Origin of the sequence: Microvirga sesbaniae (assembly GCF_025460805.1) — a bacterium.
GTDB classification, from domain to species: domain Bacteria; phylum Pseudomonadota; class Alphaproteobacteria; order Rhizobiales; family Beijerinckiaceae; genus Microvirga; species Microvirga sesbaniae.
In genome coordinates, this window is record NZ_JAMXFJ010000007.1 from 71,449 (window position 1) to 90,203 (window position 18,755).

The window sequence follows — 18,755 nt, forward strand, 5'->3', positions numbered from 1 at the left end:
CATGGGGACGAAATGGCTGATCGTCGCCGATGACCTCACGGGCGCGGCCGATTGCGCCATCGCCTTCGCCAAGGAGGGGGTTGCCGCGGCCGTCGGCTGGGGAGACTGCGCCGAGGACACGGGAGGGCTCCCTCCCGTGTTCTCCTATGACGCCGGCAGCCGGGGCCTCTCGGGACGGGATGCCCTGACAAAGCACCGCGCCGTGCTCGGAAAGCTGCACGTGGAGGGCACGGCCCTCTTCAAGAAGATCGACTCCACCCTTCGCGGGCAGCCTGCCGCAGAGACCGTCGCGATCTTCGAGGCCCTGCGGCCTCGACACGGACCCGTGCTCGGCGTCATGTCTCCTGCCTTCCCGGCGACCGGCCGCACGACGCGGGATGGCAGGGTTCACGTGAGCGGTGAGCCTCTGGAGCAGACCGAGGTCTGGCAGCGCGAGCACAGCTATCCCAACGCCGATCTCGTCGAGGTTCTGGCAACGGCCGGCGTCGTGGCCGAGAAGGTGCAGCTCGCCACGATCCGCGCGGGCGTGGAGGCCCTCAGGGCCGCCTTGGACGGGATCGCCTCGAAGGGCGACCGGGTCGCGGTCTGCGACGCGGAGACCGAGGACGATCTCGCCTGTATCGCCGCGGCAGGTCTGCCTGTCCGGAGCAACGTGTTCTGGATCGGCAGCGCCGGCCTCGCCCATGCGCTGGCGAAGGCGACGCAAGGCGAAGCCGTGGGCCCCATACCGGCTCCGGTGACCGGCAGGGGCGCCCTGGTGGTCGTTGGATCCCTCGCGCGGGCGTCCCGCTCGGCCGCGAAAGTCCTCTCGGCGTTGCCTGGCCTGCGGTCCGTTCCCATCGAGCCGGAACTCCTGCTCTCGGAGACGGCCGGCGCCGACCGCGCGGCTCTCGCCGGCCAGGTCATCACGGCCCTCCAGGCCGGCGAGGACGTCCTTGTCGAGATCCTCGTCGGCGGCACTCCCGACCTGGCGCTGGGACCATGCCTTGCCGAACGGCTGGCGGATCTGCTGAAGCCTGCCGCCGCGTACGCGAGCGGTCTGGCCGCCACCGGCGGGGAGACGGCTGCGGCGCTCCTGGCCCGCTTCGGCGTGAACGGCATCCGTCTGGTGGATGAGGTCGAGCCAGGCGTGTCTCTCGGCCTGACGCTGGGAGATCTTTCCATTCCCATCGTCACCAAGGCAGGTGCGTTCGGGAGCGACAACACACTCAAGCACGTCGTGCAGCGCCTGCGCACGATCAGGCAAGAAGGAAAACTGGCATGAGCCTTCCGACGATCGCAATCACCATGGGCGATGCCTCAGGGATCGGCCCGGAAATCATCATGAAGGCACTCGCACGACCCGACGTGCGGGAGATGTGCCGTCCGCTGGTGGTGGGAGATGCCGAACGGCTTCGGCTTGCCGGCTCGATCGTCGGCTCCTCGCTCACGGTCAACAGCCTCGAGCGGCCTGAGCACGCACGCTATGCTCCGGACGAGGTCGAGTGCATCGACCTCAAGCTGATCCCTCGGAATCATCCCTTCGGTCGCGTCTCTCCCGTCTCGGGCGAAGGTGCGTTCCGCTTCATCGAGCGCGCGGTCAGGCTGGTCGAAGCCGGACAGGCCGACGCGATCTGCACGGCACCGCTCAGCAAGGAGGCGCTGCACGCCGCCGGGCATAAGTATCCCGGCCACACGGAACTGCTGGCGGAGCTCACCGGAACGCCGGAAGTCTCGATGATGCTGGTGTCACCGAAGCTGCGCGTCATCCACGTGACGACGCATATCGGTCTGATCGACGCCATTGCCCGCATCGAGCCCGGGCTGGTCGAACGTGTCATCGAGCGCGCGCAGACCACCCTGGTCAAGGCCGGCATCGCCTCGCCGCGGATCGGCGTCTGCGGCATCAATCCCCATGCGGGTGAGAATGGGCTGTTCGGCTATGGTGAGGAGGAGCAGAAGATCGCGCCCGCGGTGGCCGCCTGCCGTGCCAGGGGATGGCGCGTGGAGGGGCCGCTCCCGGCCGATACCCTGTTCTTCCTGGCGGCCCGGGGCGACTATGACATGGTGGTCGCGATGTACCACGACCAAGGCCACGGCCCCATCAAGGTCCTGGGCCTCGAATCCGGCGTGAACATCACCGTCGGCCTGCCCGTGATCCGGACCTCGGTGGATCACGGCACCGCGTTCGACATCGCCGGCAAGGGGATCGCCGACGAGGGCAGCCTCGTGGAGGCACTGCGGCAGGCGGCCGACCTCGCGCCCCAGCGCACGGCGGCGGCCTGAGACTTCTGTCCGCTGTCCGGATGATGTAGAGACCACCCTCGTGCAGGACGGCGTGCTCTCACCATGGGAGCGTGCCGTCTCGGACGCCGACAGGACATGACGGAGAGGACACCCTCACGATGCGAAGCAAGGACCGCCGGGCACTTCTGCTCGAAGCGTTGACCGCCGGGGAGGAGATCGACGTCGAGGACCTGGCCACCCGTTTCGAAGTCTCCGCCTCGACCATCCGCCGCGACCTCCAGCAGCTCTCGTCCTCCGAGGGGATCAAGCGCACGTATGGAGGCGCCATTCTGGTGCACCCGGCAGGCGAGACGAGCCTGAGCCAGCGGCAGGCGTCCAACAGGACCCAGAAGGCGGCCATCGCGCGGGCGGCATGCAGCCTTCTTGCGCAAGATGACATCCTGATCCTGGACGGGGGCTCAACGGTCGCAGCCTTTGGGCACCTCCTGCGGAACCGGCGCCATCGCGTCATCACCAACAATCTGGCGCTTGTCTCGCCGCTGGCCGAAGCTGCCGAAATCGAACTGACGGTTCTCGGTGGCGCGGTTCGCCCAACCAGCATGAGCACGGTGGGCCCGCTTGCCATGGAGGCCATGCGGAGAATGACGGCCGACAAGGTCTTCCTGGGGGCAGATGGCGTCGTGGCAGGACGCGGCCTGTGCGAGGCGAGCCTCGATCAGATCGCCCTGAAAACACTCATGATGGATCAGGCACGAGAGGTCTTCGTACTCGCAGACGCGACGAAGCTGTCCCGCACGAACCAAGCGATGTGGGCTCCCCTGCCCGCACGCTGGACGCTGATTACCGATTGGAGCGCAAGCCTCGAGCAATGCGACCTGTTTGCCGCCGCCGGGGCTCGGGTCATCAGGGCCTCCCAATAACTGATGTCGACCTGCTCATATGAGGGAATGTTTGCCCCTTCCCGCCCAGCTCAGGTCCCGTCGCCCCGGCACCTCGAACCCTGCAACAACCGTAAGGCAGCACAGTGCATTCTGGCTCAAGGGCATCTCGGCAGCGATCCTCAGGCGAGCAAAACAGACGCCAGGGCCCGGGCTCATCCGAGTCTCCCTCTCTTGATTGGCGCATCGGATGAGGCGGACCCAGCGGGGCATTGGAACGGCTTCAACCATTCCCGGCAAGCTGCACACGAGGTCGACAGTACACTATCCGGGAGAGCCAGCGAGCTTAAGCCCTGCCATGAAGATGTCCCGTCCGGTCGAGGGCATGTAAACTCGTCGGATAAAGTCGAGACTGAATGCCGGATCGATCTCAAGGAGTCGCTTCATCGCAGCGGTTGCCTCCTCGATCCGGCCCAGGTGGGCAAGACTTGATGCGAGTGGACGATAGCTGCCGGTCCAGCGCGGCTGCTCCTGGATGGCTCGCTGTCCCCACCCCACGGCCTTCTCATGCTGGCCACTCATGCAGTAGGCGACCGCCAGGGCCGATTGGAACATGAAGATGTTGCGGTCGACGGGACTGAGCCGCAGAGCCGCCTGGACCTGCGGGACCGCGATTTCCGGAAAGCCCGCGCAGCAGCGGCTCCAGGCACTGAAGCAGTAGGCTGAGGCCGAGTTCGGATTGAGGGTCAGCGACCGGTCGAGCAGCGCCAGGGCCGTTTCGTAATCATGGGTCAGGAACCCGAGCGCGTGGCCCGCCATCCAGAGCACCGTGGGATCGTCGCGATCGCGCTCAAGAGCCGCGTGGGCCAAGCGCTCGCCTTCGTCCCGATCCCGCTCCCGGTCATCCGTCCAGCCCTGCGTGATGTAGTAGACGTGGCACTGGGCACCGAGGGCGTAGGGTGGCCCGTAGTCGGGATCGAGCCTGATCGTCTCCTCGATCAGGCGCAGCGTCGCCGCCGTGCCGTCACGGCTGGCAAGGTAGAACTGCGACAGGGCTCGGAGGAAGCGGTCGTAGGCGGTGAGGCTATCGGGGCGCTTTCTCCGGGCCCGTTCCATTTCGGCGACCCGCAGACGCGGCTCGATGGCCCCGACCACGCTCTCGGTGATCCGGTCCTGGAACTCGAACACATCTTCCATGGAGCCCTCGTAGCGATCGGCCCAGAGGTGGCTGCCTGTCTCGGCTTCGAGAAGCTGACCGGTGATCCGCAAGCGTTGACCCGCTCTCCGCACGCTGCCCTCCAGAACATAGCGCACCCCAAGTTCGCGCCCGACCTGCTTCACGTCGATGGCACGGCTCTTGAAGGTGAAGCTGGAGCTTCCGGCAATGACGAAGAACCAGCGCACCTTGGCCAACGCCGTGATGATCTCGTCGGTGATGCCGTCCGCCAGGTACTCCTGCTCGGGATCGCCGCCGAGGTTCGCGAATGGCAGCACCGCCACGGAAGGCTTGTCCGGCAGCGGCAGGAGCCGGAACGACTGCGACGATGGAAGCGGGTGTGCCGCCTCTGAGGGTGCGGGTCCGACGAGATAGGCCCGAACTGGCTCGTCGATGTTCTTGACCGCCTGCGGCCCGAGATCAGCATAGGTCAGCGCCAGCGCCTTGCGCACATAGTCGTACGCCGTGCCCGAGATGCAAACCCCGCCCGGTTCGGCCAGCGCCTGGAGCCGGGCGCTGACGTTCACCGCGTCGCCGAGGAGGTCACCGTTGCTGACGACAACGTCGCCGAGATGCACGCCGATGCGGAAGCGCAGGCGACGGTGCTCGGGCGTGTCGCCGTCTGCCGCGGTCAACCGGTCCTGAACGGCCACGGCGCATTGCACCGCATCGACTACGCTGGGGAACTCGGCCAGGACGCTGTCTCCTGCGGTGTTGGCGATGCGGCCACCATGCTCGCCGATCATCCGATCCATCGTCCCGCGATGCGCGGCGAGCCTTCGTAGCGTGCCGCTCTCGTCGGCACCCGTCAGGCGGGCATAACCTGCCACGTCCGCCGCGAGGATCGCGGCCAACCGCCGTGCGAGGCGTGGTTCCTGCGGAGGCATGTGTTCCTCCAAGCTGTCATCGCGCGTAGGATGGTACCCGCGCCGAGCAGGCGCGTCGAGCGTCTCAGCATTCAGGGAGGTTCCGATGGGCTTGGCTGGATCAGGGGCTCTGGTCGCCTGGCACGATATCGATGAGAGCCGCCAAGCCGAGTACCTCGACTGGCACTCCCATGAGCACATGCCGGAGCGGCTTGCGATCCCCGGCTTCGTGGAAGCCCGTCGATACTCCGTCGCGGGGCCCGGGCCGGCATTCCTGATCCTGTACGCGGTTGTGGACCCTGAGGTTTTCGAATCGAAGGCGTACCTGGAGCGCTTGGATCATCCTTCGGAGTGGACCCAGCGGATCATGCCCGCTCTGCGGAACATGAACCGGAGCCTGTGTCGGGTCGAGGCATCGAGTGGCTTCGGTGCTGGATGCTGGCTCCAAACCCTTCGGTTCTCCCCGGACGCCGGACGCGAAGCGAGCCTGCGGGACGCCCTGACAGGTGAGGTGCGCTTGCTTGCGATGCAACCGGGTCTGTGTGCTGCTCATCTCCTGATCTCGGACAGAGACAAGGCCAGGACGCCAACCCGAGAGGCGGCCCTGCGTGGGGGGCATGACTCGGTCGCTGATTGGGTGCTCTTGATCGAAGGTTATAACCGAGCGGCGGTGGCCCAGGACCAAACGGCTCTTCTGCGGCAGAACGGAGCTGGTCCGGACCTCGCTGCCAATCTCTACACCATCGACTACGTCAGGGTGGCTCCATAGACGGATGGGGGACAGTCGAAGATCTCTTCCGGATCAGGAACCGAGATCCCCGCAATATGGGAATGTCCGCTTCGATGAGGATTGTTGCCTTCGAGCTTACGGCTCAGACGTGCCGACAGCGGGCGTTTCGGCGAGCCAGCAATCGCTATCGTCTGGGCGCAGTAGCCGACCAAGGTTATACACAGGGCTTCCCGTTATCGATCCGGCAAAGGCTCTGATCCGTGAAAGTGGCGCCAGCGCCACGTGTCTCCTCGACGTTCCAGCACACCTGTCATTCGGTAGGGCACGCGCTGTTCGGTCCCTTCGCCGCTCAGGACCGCTTCGCCTTGAGCGAAGAGCCACGCGATGTCCCCAACGAAGGATACGTCGCGGCTCCGCCACTCCCACCTGATCTGAACCGGCAGACCAAAGAACCTGCGAACCAGCGCTTCAACCTCAGCCGGTCCGGTTGCCACCTCGCCGACTTCGGAGCCGACCAGACGGACGTCCGCCTCTTCGGCGAACTCGGCGAGAAGCGCCGGTTCCCGTTCGGCCACCAGGCGCTCAAACCGCTCCAAGGCCTGGAGCACATGGTCTCGCATCTCGGCGGGGTTGCTCATCGGACTCTCCTGCCATGGCATTCCTGCGTGAAGAAGCGGCGAGTATAATGGCTGAAGGCACGTTCATGAAGGCGCGCCACATCCAGGCTATTTGGACGATTGACGATGGATATCCCCGACATGCCGCCCGACGTCAGATTTGACCTCCTGCCTCAGACCGCCGAGGCAAGGGACTTCGCTTTCGAGGTCAAACGGGCGGCCCTAGGCCCACACATCGTGGTGCGATGGGGATGGGATGAGGAATTCCAACGAGACTTCCATGAGCAGCGGTTCAGGGACACGCCACTCTCCCGGATTGTGCACAAAGGGCAGGCCGCCGGGACCATCGCCCTCACAGCTCTTGCTGATTATGTGCGCCTCGATGAGTTCTACCTGCTCCCCACCCATCAGAGGCAGGGTTTGGGAACCAGGATCCTGACCCACTGTGCTGCCGTCGCGGACGCTCGTGGGTTGCCGCTCCGGCTTCGCTATCTCAAGTGGAACCCGGTCGGGTCGCTCTACCGCCGCCATGGGTTCGCCGCCATCGACGAGACGGAAATCCACTTTATCATGCAGCGGCAACCTGGCGGAGCCTACCCCCTCTGCTGAGGGCACAATGTGGGAGGCCCTTATGCCTGGGGCGTCCCCAACTCGATCCGAATGGCCCGGAAGCCGTGCGGCCGTCCTGAACATTTCGTTGGGCCCACACACCTCAACGAGGCGATTTGCGAAGCGTAGCGCCGGCAAAGCAAGTCTGGCCCAATCCAAGAAGCCATTGGCCCGTGCGAACAAGGCGGGTGAAGGCGAATTCCGCTAAACCGGGTCCCGTCGGTCCGTGGGGGCAATCCCGATGCCGAACCCGCCCGCTTGCAAGGCGGCCCACCAAGAGCGCCAGCGAGTGGGCGGGATGCCGTTTCCCTGACCGTTTCACACTGCCGATTGGAAGACAGCGGGCTGCTTCCACCATCGACATGCTCTCGACCTGGCCCAGTACGACAAGGCGCTCCGGAAGCCTATGAAGACCGCAGCAGAGTATCACCGACACGCCGAGGAATGCCGGCTGCTGGCCCGACACTTGCCCGAAGGGGAGCAGCGTCATCAGCTTCTGGAGATGGCGAGAACCTGGGACAGTCTCGCGGAGACCCGCGAGGCGTTGATCCGCCATCATCCCGAACTCGATACGGAGAAGGCCTCGAGCACGGTGCAGTCACTTTCGGAATAGCGGGCGCACATGAAAGCAACGGACCTGCAAGACAGGCTGGCGCGGCTGATCCCCGGCGACACGCTGCTGCTTCCGGCAGCCGAGGTGGAGCAGGCTTTCGCCTGCCATGCCTCCACCCTTGAGCAGAGACGCGCCGCAATCGCCCGATTGGCCGCATGGTATCGATGTCGTCTCACGATCTGTGGGCCGGGTGAGAGCCAGTTCCTGTTCACCCGGCACAATGACTGAGAGTCCGTGAACGTCCGAAGGTCTATTCGCATGAGGCGCATGACGACCTTTCGGCGATGGCTCTCGCTCAATTGGGCATCCGGTTCCGGTCGTGCTCCCGGGTCGCGCGGCGCAGCACACGCGACAGGTCCTCGGCCGCATAAGGCTTGTGCAGGAGCTCGAAGCCGTGGCGGCCCTCCTCGGCCAGCACGTGGCTGTAGCCGGAGGTGAGAACGACCGGCAGGTTCGGGTGGAGGCGTCGGATCTCCTGCCCAAGTTCGATTCCGCTCATGCCGGGCATGACAACGTCGGAGAACACCACGTCGAAGCCGGTCACCCCGGAGAGAAGCCTGAGGGCCTCGGCGGCGTTGGTCGCCCAGGTGGTCTCGTATCCGAGATCCTGGAGAAGCTGGGTCGAGAACGCGCCCACCTCCATGTTGTCCTCGACGACAAGCACACGCCGACCCAGGCCGTCCGCGACGTCCAAGCCGCCTTTCATGTCCGGCGCTGCGCTCAGCGTCATCGCCTCATCGATGCGCGGCAGGTAGAGGGTGAAGGTGGTACCCCGCCCGACCTCGCTCTCAACCGCAATGTCGCCGCCGGACTGCTTGGCAAAGCCATAGACCTGGGACAAACCCAGGCCGGTCCCCTTGCCCACCTCCTTCGTCGTGTAGAACGGCTCAAAGATGTGCGGCAGCCTCTCGGGCGGAATGCCCGAGCCTGTATCGGCGATCGACACGGCCACGCAGGGGCCGGAGCTGTCGGCATGGCCCCGGATCGCGGGCATTGCCGTCCCGTTCGTGACCCGGATCGTGAGCCGGCCCTCGCCGTTCATGGCGTCTCGCGCGTTGACCACCATGTTGACGAGCGCAGTCTCGAACTGGCTCATGTCCGCCTCCACGACGCAGCGCTCCCGGTCGACATCGGTGACGATCTTCACGCGCGAGCCCACAACCGTTCGAAGCATGTCGGCGATGGATTCAACGCGTGCGCACGCGTCGAAGACCTCGGGCTTGAGCGCTTGACGGCGAGCGAAGGCGAGCAACTGTCCCGTCAGCTTGGAGGCACGGTCGACCGTGTCGGAGATCGCGTCCACGTAGCGACGGCGCCGGTCGTCGGCGAGGTTGGGCCGCCGCAGGAGATCGGTGGACGACCTGATGATGGTGAGCAGGTTGTTGAAGTCGTGGGCGACCCCGCCCGTGAGCTGCCCCACCGCCTCCATCTTCTGCGCCTGGCGAAGCGCCTCCTCGGCCTGCGCGAGCCGGTCCTGTGCGGCGAGCCGCTCGGTCACGTCGTACACGAACTGATAGGCGCCGATTCGCCGGCCGGCCTTGTCGCGCAGCGTGTTGTACCTCATCTCGTAGAAGCGCCGATCACGTCCGGGATCGCCGAAAGCCGCCACTTCCGTGAATTCCTCACCGGCAAGCGCGCGCTCCCAGACGGCTCGAACATCGCGCTGGTGCCCGGGTTGCTCGGCGAGCAGGTCGAGCATCGATTGGCCGACCTTGGGGCGAACGCCATAGATGCGCTCGAACTCGTTTGCGGCTGCCCGGTTGATGGCCAGCCAACGAAAGTCGAGATCAGCCACCTGTACGACGGCGTCGGTGCCCTCCACGACGTCGGCGAGGAGCTTCTGCTCGGCCAACGCCTCGGCCACGCGGCGTTCCAATGTCTCGTTGAGCTCGCGCAGGGCCTGCTCGGCATGTTGACGCTCGGTGACGTCCCGGAACACCACGGCAACCTGGCGACGGCTCGCGGGTTCGACCCTGAAGGCCGCCAGATCCAGATACCGGTGGGTGGCGGCGAGTTCGCGCTCGAAGCGGATGGCCTCGCCGGTCTCCAGAACGCGCCGGAAGGACGCGACCCAGTGGTCCGCTTCTTCAGGCACCAGCTCGCGCACCGTCCGTCCGACGGCGTCCGGAAGGCCGGTGTGGATGGCGCAGGCGGGGTTGGCCTCGACCCGGATGTAGTCGCTCAACGGCCCGTGGGGGCCATCAAGGAACTCGATGATGCAAAACCCTTCGTCGATATTTTCGAACAGGGCATGATAGCGCGCCTCGCTCTCCCGCAGGGCTGCGAGCCGCGCCCGCGCCTCGTACTGCCGGCGCCGCGCCCGCAAGGCGGAGCGGGCGAGGCTGACAAGGGTGGTCGGGTGGAACGGGCGCTCCAGGAACGTGACGTTGCCGAGCACGTCCAGATAGCGCGTCGCCGCCGGGTTGCGTTCCAGCCCGCCGCCCCTGTAGGTCAGCAGCACGAAGGGGAGATCGGACCATTCCTCCTGGTCCTTCAGGCGAGCGATCAAGGCGCTCAGGTCGGTCGTGGCGAGCGCCTCCTCCGTGACGACGACGAAGCCGGCCCCGGCATCGAGCGGGACGATGAGATCCGGGAGCGACGGGCAGGGCTGCGCGGCAAAACCGGCTTCGCGCAGGATCGCGGCGGCGATCGCGGCATCCCGGCCCAGCGACGCGAGAATGAGCGCCCGCTCGGCGACGCTGTCGTTCAACGTGGCCATCTCGAAGCCTCCGGGCCCCGACGGGTTCCTCCGCGCAGGGGCCGGCCTCGCATTCCGGCGAGCGGCAGGATGCCGGCGATGCCGCAACGCGTCATGACCAACTCTCAGTGCACGGATCGCAAGCGGTGCGTAGCCTCGAGGACGAATGCGACAGCGGCGGTCAGTTCGTCCTCGTCGAATTCACGGCAGCCGATGCTGCTGATGTCCGCGCCGCCCGTCCGGGAGCGGAGTTCCAACGAAAACGGCGGCAGGCCAGCAACGGCAGCCTCACGATCCTCCGTCAGGCTCACATCGACACTGCCGAGCCGGATGACGGTGACTGTCCGATAGGTCTCCAGGTTGTCCGGCCCGACGGCGAGTTGAATGTAGGCACGGAGGATCTGCTGCTCGATCCAGTCAGGACACAACTCGGGATACGCGGCATGACCCGCGAGGACGGCACGCGATCGAAGCATTCCACTCTCCATGGGGTTCATGACATCCGGCGGCCCAAGCGGGCACTCACGACGGCCTGCCTGCTGCGGCAGCCCTTCCCACCTGGAATGTCGATGGCCGGCCTTATACCAGAGACCACGACGGAAAGGATTGCTCCCGAGGGACAAAGGCTTGTCGGATCGGGCCGCCGGTGTACGATCAGGACACCGGATTCCATGGGGGGACCATGCCATCATCCATGAGAACCCAGGGGGAGATGCCACCCAGCGCAGGGGGGGTCATGGCCCGGCTTGCGGTGGCCCGCCTGACCGCGGCCGGCATCGATCCGGCTCTCCTTCTCAGGCAGGCGGGGATCGCGTCCGCGCAGGTCGACGATGTCGAGGACGAGGTCGGGGCCGACGCGCAGGTCACGCTCCTCAATCTGGCCGCAGATGCGCTCCGGGATGACCTGCTCGGATTTCACCTCGCCCGCGAATTCGACCTCCGGCAGGTCGGGCTGCTCTACTACGTGCTCGCCTCGTCCGACCTGCTTGGCGACGCTCTGGCCCGGGTCGAGCGCTACAGCACGATCGCCAACGAAAGCATTGCGCTGAGCCGCGTGCCGGGAAACGAGGCCGCGATCCGCTTCCAGTATGTTGGCGTTCCGCGGCATGCGGACCGTCACCAGATGGAGTTCTGGATCACGGCGCTCGTGCGGATCTGCCGGCATCTGACCGGCTCTGATCCCAGACTGTCCCGAATTGCCGTGATCCATCCCCGTTGCGCTGCCTCGAGAGCCATCGAAGACTATCTCCGATGCCCGATTGCGTTCAAGGACGCGACGGACGAGATCGTGTTCGCACCCGACGCGCTCCGGTTGCGGCTGGGGCATGCGGATCCCTATCTGAACAGGATCCTGGCTCGCCACTGCGAGGAGGCCCTGGCCCGGCGGGTGCATCCTGTTGGACGACTCCAGGCCCGCGTCGAGAACGCCATTGCGCCGCTGCTGCCGCATGGTCGGGCACGGGTCGACGTGGTTGCGCGGAGCTTGGGCATGAGCCGGCGGACGCTGGCGCGGCATTTGGCGGGAGAGAGCCTGACCTTCACCGACATTCTTGAAAGGGTGCGTCGGCAGATGGCACAGCAGTATCTCAGGGATCCAAGCCTGCCGATCTCGCGCATTGCCTGGCTGCTCGGCTATCAGGAAGCCGGCGCCTTCACGAACTCCTTCAGGCGGTGGACCGGCGTCACCCCGATGGAGATGCGCACGGGCCATTACCGCGACTCGGCGTCAGGGCCAAATTGACCAACCGGAGACATCAGGCGCCCTGCATCCGCGTCCAGCGCGACTTCCGAGGCGCTCCTGGTCCGCCACCCGACCACAGGGGCTGTCCCGCCGATCACCCCAACCTGCTCACTGCTTCTCGGCCCGCCAGTGCCCGGAGCATTCCCGTCGTCCCTGTAGGCTCCAATGGCCTGAACCGGAGCGCCCGGACAAGCTGCCGGTCACCTCGATCTTGGCCCTGTTGCTTTCAGCGGTCCCCTGGATGCGTCCGCTCGGATCCAATCGCCCCCTGATGGTGGCTCGCCTTGGGGCGCCGCTGCGAACGGCGCCATTCTCGATGACGGCGGTATAGCGGTAGACCCGCGCGCATCCCCCCTTGCTGGGGACCGCCTCGATGTTCCACCGCCCGTCGAACTGCTGCTGCGCCCAGGCAGCGCTCCCACCCGATGCGAGGATGACCATCAATCCGATGGCCGCTGAAAGTCGATGCATGGAGATCTCCCGCTCCCTGGCACTCCAACGCCCAATCGGTCGGAACGATCCCGCGTCACCCGCGGCAGCCCTCCGTGCGCCACGCGGTTGGCGTCCGGCCCGACCCGCGCCGGAAGGCCGGGGTGAAGGCGCTCGCCTCCGAGGAGCTGAGCGCCGCAGCAGTCCCGCCGAGCGGGCCCTCGGTATCCTCCAGCCGTTGCCGGGCGATCTCGAAGCGCGTCTGGTTCACGACGGCCCGGCAGCCCATCCCGCGGATCTTCAGCTTGTCTGGTCTATCCGGGTCAGGCTTGAGGTTGCTCATCGCATTCGCCTCAAAACCTCCCGCCTGTCAGGCAGCGAGGTCCCGCCCTGAGGCTAAAGCATCGGACGGACCCAGCGGGCCGCGTCAGCGGCCCGCTGGGTCCGCCTCATCCGATGCGCCGGTCAAGAGAAGGAGCCTCGGATGAATCCCAAAAGTGGTGTCCACTTTTCACGTCCGCGGCTCTAGGTCCTAGCTTGACGGGGCCGCGCGCCAGCCGTAACGCGGCTTGTATCCCAGAAGCCGTTGCGCCTTTCCAATCGAGAGGAGCGTTTCGTTCGGCTCGACCTCCCTGGTGAAAGCAACGTCCGGATAGAACTCCGCCATCAGTTTCGCGTTCGGCCGCGACATCACGGTGTCAGCATTGGCAATGATGAACACCTCGGCGCCTTTGAGCGGTGCCTCAAGAGCCCTCCGGACCGCCTGTGCCGCATCCCGCGCGTCGATGTAGCCCCACAAGTTCCACCTCCGCGATTGCGGGTCGGCTTCAAACGAGGCAAAGCGCGCGTAATCGGCCGGCTCCATCACGTTGGACAAGCGCAGGCCGATGATCTTCAGCTCGGGATCCCAGCGGCAGAATTGCTGCGCCATTTCCTCGCCAAGGAACTTTGATAGCGAGTAGGCTGTCTCCGGGCGCGCAGAATATTCCTCATCGAGAGGAGCGTACGGAGGAGGTTCGTCGAACGGAAGGCCGAGGACCGTTTCGCTTGAGGCCCAGACAAGGTTGCGGATGACAAGCTTCCGCGCCGCCTCGAAGACATTGTACGTGCTGAGAATGTTGTTCCTGAAGGTGACGGCGTTTGTATGTCGTCCCGGTGCCGGAATGGCCGCCAGATGCACAACAGCATCCACACCCTTATGTCGTGAATCGACTTCCGATAGAGCCTCCAGGGCTTGGCCGAAGTCGGTCAAGTCAGCCTCCACGAAGGGGCAGAGCGCCTCACTCGGATGCATCGCATCCACGTTGATGACCTCGTAGCCATGCTCAAGAAGATCACGGACGCACGCCCGGCCCGCCTTCCCGCTCCCTCCTGTCACAAGAACCCGCTTCATCCCTGATCCTCCTCATGGTCTGGACACCACACAATCGACCGACGATCAGCTCAAAGGTTCCGCTGATACCATGCTGACGCCTTCAGCGTCGCTGTTTGGATTGGCCCGCAGAAGCGGCTTCCGTCTCCATCCGTTGGCTGATCACGTTCGATCCTAGCCGATCCTGCTGACATCTCTGTATCAGATCCGCTCACCGCATTGATGAACAGCCCTCATCGCTATCAATGCGGCCGTCACGACTCGAGCTGATCGAGAACGGCACGCAGGGTCGAATGGACCTGACGGTGAGACGCATCATACGCGTGGAAGCCGGGGTTGGGCATAATCCACCGGTCGAGGACGGTCTCGAGCTCTCCCGCGCTCAGTTCCCGCCCCACCCGGTCGCGCAGGCAACAGAAGAGGCCCACACCCGCCCCGGCCATGCGGATGGAAAACTCCGTGTCATCAAGCTTGAGGCTTCCGGGAACGTCGGGCGAAACGGCCTCGTCCTTCTTTGGATTTAGATTGAGGGGCGACAAGCACCCGGTCGATGGATTTCTTGCCATCCGAGCCTCGCCGACGCCTTCCCAGCCCTCATGCTTGTCCAGGATGGTACGGACGCCTGAGCGGACCACGTCATGGTCGTCAGCGACCAGGATGCGCACCATGACACCCCTTTCCTCCCGCCATGCCTTCATAGCGCGCAAGGTCGGCCGCGGCACTTGGGGGAAACCCTGAGAAGGGCGCGGGCCGGCCTTCATTGCGGCCGCCGCGGATGTCCTTGAAGCAGCCCCGACAGCGGGATGTTAATCGTTGCGTAGACGGCTGTGCCCTGGAGGCGGCGGTAGGAATCGAATTCGAAATAGGCCCGCAGGTTGGTGTAGATCTGCTGGTCGCCGACCTTGAAGTTGTAACCGATCTGCGGCCCGATCCCGCGCGTGCGCGACTTGTTGGGGCCGAGGAAAGCGGGCTGCCCCTGGTCGGCCGTCAGCTGCTGGTAGTAATAGCCGACGACGCCGACGAACAATTGCTGGTTGAGGAACTGGCTCGCGGCCAGGTCGAGGTGCAGGTCGAGCCCGTTCGTGTAGTCGGTCGACGGGTTCTCGAAGTTCCGGGTGAGCCCGAGGGTCGCCGAGAACTCTGTGCCGGTCTTCGTGTTGAGGTAGGTGTAGGCCCCACCGACGTCGATCGCCGCGTGGCCGATGCCGATGCTGGCAAGCGAGTTCGGGCTGTAGGTGCCGACCGGGATGTTGCCCGTGACATAGGCCATGACATTGTGGTGGCCCGCATTCCAGAACAGTTGCGCCGTGGGGATGAGATCGCTGCCGCCGAACACCGAGTCTGAGCGCGAGACGGACCGAGGCCCGACCGCGACCGTTCCCGACGTCGCGTCGTAGCCTGGCGCGAAGGACAGCGAGACGCTGGCGCGCGCGCCGAGGATCATGGTGTCCGGGGTATAGGTCGGCGTGACGAAGAGCGCGTCGAACGACGAATCCAGCCCCGACGATAGCAATCGTCCGCGCGGCAGCACGCGCCCGGCCCCGACCGAGCCCTGGTAGCCGTAGAACACCAGCGGCAGCGACCAGCCGGGCGTGGGCGCGACCGCCGCGAAGCTGCCGTACTGGCCCGGCAACCAGAAACTCTTGCCTCCTTCGTCCGCGAACGCGGAGCCAGCCTGAGAGGCGGCGAGCGCAAGCCCCGCGCCAAGGATCCTGCCGTACCATCTCGTCACGACGTCGCCCCTCCGGGCATTGGAAGCATGAATGTTTCCGTCGGAAGGCTCGCGCATGCAAGCCCTCTCAGCCGCCGCGCCCGAAGCGCGTGATGTCCGGCGCAGGCGGGTTCGGGTACTTCCTGACCGACGCCAGGTACTCCTCGACCACCTTGAGCGCGGGTTCGCTGACCCAGCCGAACAGGCCCGCGACCACCAGGTCCTCGTGCGGATCCATCTCGATGTTGTACGCCTTGGGATAGCCGGCCATCGGCGCGCTGGCCGAGAAGATCCCGGGCTGCCGCTGCGGCCCCGTGCCGGTCGGATGGATGTCGGTGAAGTACATGCGCCACTGCTTCCAGCGCGCGGCGACGAGATCGCCGCCGATGAAGCTCAGCAGGCTCTCGCGGTGCCCCGTCGCGCTGGTGCCGAGCAGGACGTCGGTCTGGTTCACGCCGTCGATCGCCCGGTCCTCCGGCAGCTTGCCGCCGACAATGTGCGCGAAGGTCGGCAGGAAGTCCATGATCGAGAACATCGCGTAGGACGTGGTGTCGGCCTTGACCTGGCCGGGCCAGCGGATGATGGCGGCGGTGCGGATCGCTCCCTCGGTCGCTTCGCCGAGCTCGCCGCGGAACGGGCCGGAGCTGCCCATGTCCGGCGTGCCCTGGTTGCCGAATTCCCGCGCGGCCTCGCCGTAGGGCCCGTTGTCGGAGGCGAACACCACGAGGGTGCTGTCGTCGACGCCGAGCTCCTTGAGCGTGTCGAGGATCTGGCCGACGTGGTAATCGCCTTCCATGACCTTGTCGCCGTAGTTGCCGACCCGCGACCGGCCCTTGAATTGCACTGAGGGCAGGTTCGGCGCATGCCCCATCGAGAACGGCAGGTAGAGGAAGAACGGCTTGCCGGCCGCCTTCTGCTGCCGCATGAACGCAATCGACTTGTCCACTAGCTCGTTGTCGATGCTGGCGCGCATCTCCTGGGTGAATGGCTTGACATTCCGCAACGGCCCGCCGGCTGTCGCCTCGACGACTTGCGGCCCGCCGGCCAGGAGCGCGGCGTGCGGCGCCGCCATGGAGCGGGTCAGTTCGATGGTGTCGACATAGGTGGCCGCATCCCAGGAGATGTCCGGCGGGATGCCGTAGAACTCGTCGAAGCCGTGCGCGGTCGGCAGGCTCTGCGGTTCGCTGCCGAGATGCCACTTGCCGTAGATCGCCGTGGCGTAGCCCGCGTCCTTGAACAGCTCGCCCATGGTGAAGGCGCGCGCGGACAGGGTGTAGGGGGAGCCCGGGATGGCGATGAGCGACAGGCCGTTGCGGATCGAGTACTGGCCCGTCATCAGCGCCGCCCGCGATGGGGTGCAGGCCGGCTCGACCAGGAACTGGGTGAGGCGCAGGCCCTCGCGGGCCATCTGGTCAAGACGCGGCGTCGGTGCTCCGCGCAGCTCGCCGCCGCCATAGCAGCCGAGATCGCCGTAGCCGACGTTGTCGGCGAGGATGAACACGACATTCGGCTTCGCGGGCTGGGCCAGGACTGAGGTGCCTGACACGGTCAGGCCCGCCAGGCAGGAGCTGAATGCCAGTGCGGCCAGCGCATGGCGTATGGATCGGGACATGGTATCCTCCCTTGAGACGATCAGGTATCCCCTCCCGCCTGACCGCAGCCCGATGCCGCGATCCAGTCGCGGCTACTCGAACGGGAAGATGCGCTTCCAGTCGTTCTTCATGCTGATCACCGGCCAACCATTTTTCTTCGCCTCCTCTTGGAGTGCGGCGGTGAAGGTACCGACCCTGCTGTCGGGCAGGCCCTGGGCCGGCCCGTAGGCGTATTCCCGCGTGGCGTCGTCGTGCAGCACCAGCATCTTCAGCCCTGGCCCATCTCCGGCGCCGACCCATTCCAGCATCTCCCGGTCGCCGACCGAGTTGCCGAAGGCGGCTTTGGGCCTCCGGCCGATCATCAGGTGAATCCCTTCCGGCTTGCCGGCGTCGTTGTTGTTCAGGAGCAGCTTCGGCTCCTTGGTCAGGAACGGCTTGCCATCCTTGGCGTAGCCGAACTTCGTTCCGCCCGCGGTGCCGACCACCTGCTCGGGCGGGATGCCATAGACCTGTTGCGCATAGACGCGCACGAAATCCTGGCCGCCGCCGGTGACGATGTAGGTCCGGTAGCCGCTGTCGCGCAGGTAGCGCAGCACTTCGAGCATGGGCTGGTAGACGAGCTCGGTATAGGGGCGTTTCCAGCGCGGGTCCCGGGCCGTTGCGAGCCATTTGCTTGCCTCGGCCTGGAAATCCTCGACCGACATGCCGGTCAGGGTCGCGGCGAGGATCTTCTCGAGGTCCTTCATCGGGAGCTTCGCCATGGCCTCGCGATTGCCCGAGAGCACGGTCTTGAACGGCTCGACCGTCCGGAGTTCGGGCCGCTTCGCCACGACCGCCGGAACACGGTCCAGGCAGTAGACCACCTGGGTGTACACCGGATGCTCCACCCACAGCGTGCCGTCCTGGTCGAAGGCGGCGATGCGATCCTCGGGAGTGACATGGCTTGGGCTCGATGGATCGGTGGTGGCGCGCACAAAGTCGAGGATCGCCTGCTTGGCCGTGCCGTTGTTCCACGACGGCAGCGGGTCGCCCCCGGTCGCCTGCGCGGTCGCCGGGATCGGGCGGGAGAGCCCCGACAGGGCCGGAACCAGCGCCAGCGACGAGAGCATGACGCGACGGGTGATGCCGGAAGGCGTGTTCGGATGCATCTTCAGCTCCTCAGCAGGGCCCTAGGCGCCAAGGCGAGCATGCGCAACTTGCCCCTCATGGAAGCCACGGTCGGGACACCATTCGCCTCATCGAAGGCGCCACATGGGCGGGCGCCCCGGCGGACCCGCCAACGGTCCCAGCTCGGCAGATCGGGGCTACTTTCTCACCTTGCTGGTCCACGGACCATCAGGTGTTTCCCGCGAGTTGCCATAGGGTTTCCCATAAAGCGCCTCAGGATTACCGGAAAAGAGGCGCGGCGCCCCGATGGTCGGCTCCGGGTCAAACTGAACTGTTGAGCATAGCCTTAT

19 protein-coding genes are annotated in these 18,755 nt (G+C 65.8%); 8 read left to right on the forward strand and 11 right to left on the reverse strand.

The window, feature by feature from the left end; genetic code table 11:
* Position 1 precedes the first annotated feature (1 nt).
* The 3 genes from OCW50_RS12350 (at position 2) to OCW50_RS12360 (ending at position 3,146) form a co-directional block, all read left to right on the forward strand.
* A complete protein-coding gene (locus tag OCW50_RS12350; RefSeq protein ID WP_262297724.1) occupies positions 2-1,264 on the forward strand; it encodes a four-carbon acid sugar kinase family protein in 1,263 nt (420 codons plus the stop codon).
* A complete protein-coding gene (pdxA, locus tag OCW50_RS12355) occupies positions 1,261-2,265 on the forward strand; it encodes a 4-hydroxythreonine-4-phosphate dehydrogenase PdxA (protein WP_262297725.1) in 1,005 nt (334 codons plus the stop codon). The genes OCW50_RS12350 and pdxA overlap by 4 nt, the downstream gene beginning before the upstream one ends.
* Positions 2,266-2,384: 119 nt before the next feature.
* A complete protein-coding gene (locus tag OCW50_RS12360) occupies positions 2,385-3,146 on the forward strand; it encodes a DeoR/GlpR family DNA-binding transcription regulator (protein ID WP_262297726.1) in 762 nt (253 codons plus the stop codon).
* A gap of 282 nt (positions 3,147-3,428) precedes the next feature.
* Here the strand turns inward: OCW50_RS12360 and OCW50_RS12365 are convergent, their stop codons facing one another.
* Entirely contained in the window at positions 3,429-5,207 is a 1,779-nt protein-coding gene (locus OCW50_RS12365) for an adenylate/guanylate cyclase domain-containing protein (RefSeq protein ID WP_262297727.1), read from the reverse strand.
* 85 nt (positions 5,208-5,292) lie between these two features.
* Between OCW50_RS12365 and OCW50_RS12370 the strand changes: the two genes are divergently transcribed.
* Positions 5,293-5,955 (forward strand): DUF4286 family protein, encoded by a 663-nt coding sequence (locus OCW50_RS12370; protein WP_262297728.1) that lies wholly within the window; start codon positions 5,293-5,295, stop codon positions 5,953-5,955.
* 194 nt (positions 5,956-6,149) lie between these two features.
* On the opposite strand, the gene OCW50_RS12375 is transcribed toward OCW50_RS12370, so the two are convergent.
* Complete coding sequence (locus OCW50_RS12375; protein WP_262297729.1) at positions 6,150-6,554, reverse strand: nuclear transport factor 2 family protein; 405 nt, start codon at positions 6,552-6,554, stop codon at positions 6,150-6,152.
* A gap of 120 nt (positions 6,555-6,674) precedes the next feature.
* Between OCW50_RS12375 and OCW50_RS12380 the strand changes: the two genes are divergently transcribed.
* The 3 genes from OCW50_RS12380 (at position 6,675) to OCW50_RS12390 (ending at position 7,983) form a co-directional block, all read left to right on the forward strand.
* The gene (locus tag OCW50_RS12380) at positions 6,675-7,142 is read left to right on the forward strand and encodes a GNAT family N-acetyltransferase (protein ID WP_262297730.1); all 468 of its coding nucleotides are present in this window, start codon (positions 6,675-6,677) and stop codon (positions 7,140-7,142) included.
* Positions 7,143-7,548: 406 nt separating this feature from the next.
* Entirely contained in the window at positions 7,549-7,755 is a 207-nt protein-coding gene (locus OCW50_RS12385; RefSeq protein WP_262297731.1) for a hypothetical protein, read from the forward strand.
* A 9-nt stretch (positions 7,756-7,764) separates the two neighbouring features.
* Positions 7,765-7,983, forward strand: coding sequence for a hypothetical protein (locus tag OCW50_RS12390; RefSeq protein ID WP_262297732.1), 219 nt, complete (start codon positions 7,765-7,767; stop codon positions 7,981-7,983).
* 67 nt (positions 7,984-8,050) lie between these two features.
* Here the strand turns inward: OCW50_RS12390 and OCW50_RS12395 are convergent, their stop codons facing one another.
* Positions 8,051-10,474 carry a PAS domain-containing protein gene (locus OCW50_RS12395; protein WP_262297733.1) on the reverse strand — a complete coding sequence of 808 codons (2,424 nt, stop codon included), beginning with the start codon at positions 10,472-10,474 and terminating at the stop codon, positions 8,051-8,053.
* Positions 10,475-10,578: 104 nt separating this feature from the next.
* The gene (locus OCW50_RS12400) at positions 10,579-10,929 is read right to left on the reverse strand and encodes a hypothetical protein (RefSeq protein ID WP_262297734.1); all 351 of its coding nucleotides are present in this window, start codon (positions 10,927-10,929) and stop codon (positions 10,579-10,581) included.
* Between the two features lie 260 nt (positions 10,930-11,189).
* Here OCW50_RS12400 and OCW50_RS12405 point away from each other — a divergent pair, with 260 nt between their 5' ends.
* Positions 11,190-12,194: an AraC family transcriptional regulator gene (locus OCW50_RS12405; protein ID WP_262297735.1), complete on the forward strand. Its 1,005-nt coding sequence runs from the start codon at positions 11,190-11,192 to the stop codon at positions 12,192-12,194.
* Positions 12,195-12,302: 108 nt separating this feature from the next.
* On the opposite strand, the gene OCW50_RS12410 is transcribed toward OCW50_RS12405, so the two are convergent.
* The 7 genes from OCW50_RS12410 to OCW50_RS12440 all read right to left on the reverse strand — a co-directional run bounded on the left by OCW50_RS12410 (position 12,303) and on the right by OCW50_RS12440 (position 18,446).
* On the reverse strand, positions 12,303-12,665 hold the full coding sequence (locus OCW50_RS12410; RefSeq protein WP_262267730.1) for a hypothetical protein: 363 nt from the start codon (positions 12,663-12,665) through the stop codon (positions 12,303-12,305).
* A gap of 55 nt (positions 12,666-12,720) precedes the next feature.
* Positions 12,721-12,966, reverse strand: coding sequence for a helix-turn-helix domain-containing protein (locus tag OCW50_RS12415; protein WP_262297736.1), 246 nt, complete (start codon positions 12,964-12,966; stop codon positions 12,721-12,723).
* 189 nt (positions 12,967-13,155) lie between these two features.
* Positions 13,156-14,016, reverse strand: a complete 861-nt coding sequence (locus OCW50_RS12420; RefSeq protein WP_262297737.1) for an NAD-dependent epimerase/dehydratase family protein — start codon at positions 14,014-14,016, stop codon at positions 13,156-13,158.
* A 233-nt stretch (positions 14,017-14,249) separates the two neighbouring features.
* On the reverse strand, positions 14,250-14,663 hold the full coding sequence (locus tag OCW50_RS12425) for a hypothetical protein (RefSeq protein WP_262297738.1): 414 nt from the start codon (positions 14,661-14,663) through the stop codon (positions 14,250-14,252).
* A gap of 89 nt (positions 14,664-14,752) precedes the next feature.
* On the reverse strand, positions 14,753-15,784 hold the full coding sequence (locus OCW50_RS12430) for a SphA family protein (RefSeq protein ID WP_262297739.1): 1,032 nt from the start codon (positions 15,782-15,784) through the stop codon (positions 14,753-14,755).
* 10 nt (positions 15,785-15,794) lie between these two features.
* Positions 15,795-17,318, reverse strand: coding sequence for an arylsulfatase (locus OCW50_RS12435; RefSeq protein ID WP_262297740.1), 1,524 nt, complete (start codon positions 17,316-17,318; stop codon positions 15,795-15,797).
* Positions 17,319-17,390: 72 nt separating this feature from the next.
* A complete protein-coding gene (locus OCW50_RS12440; protein WP_262297741.1) occupies positions 17,391-18,446 on the reverse strand; it encodes an HAD family hydrolase in 1,056 nt (351 codons plus the stop codon).
* Between the last annotated feature and the right edge of the window lie 309 nt (positions 18,447-18,755).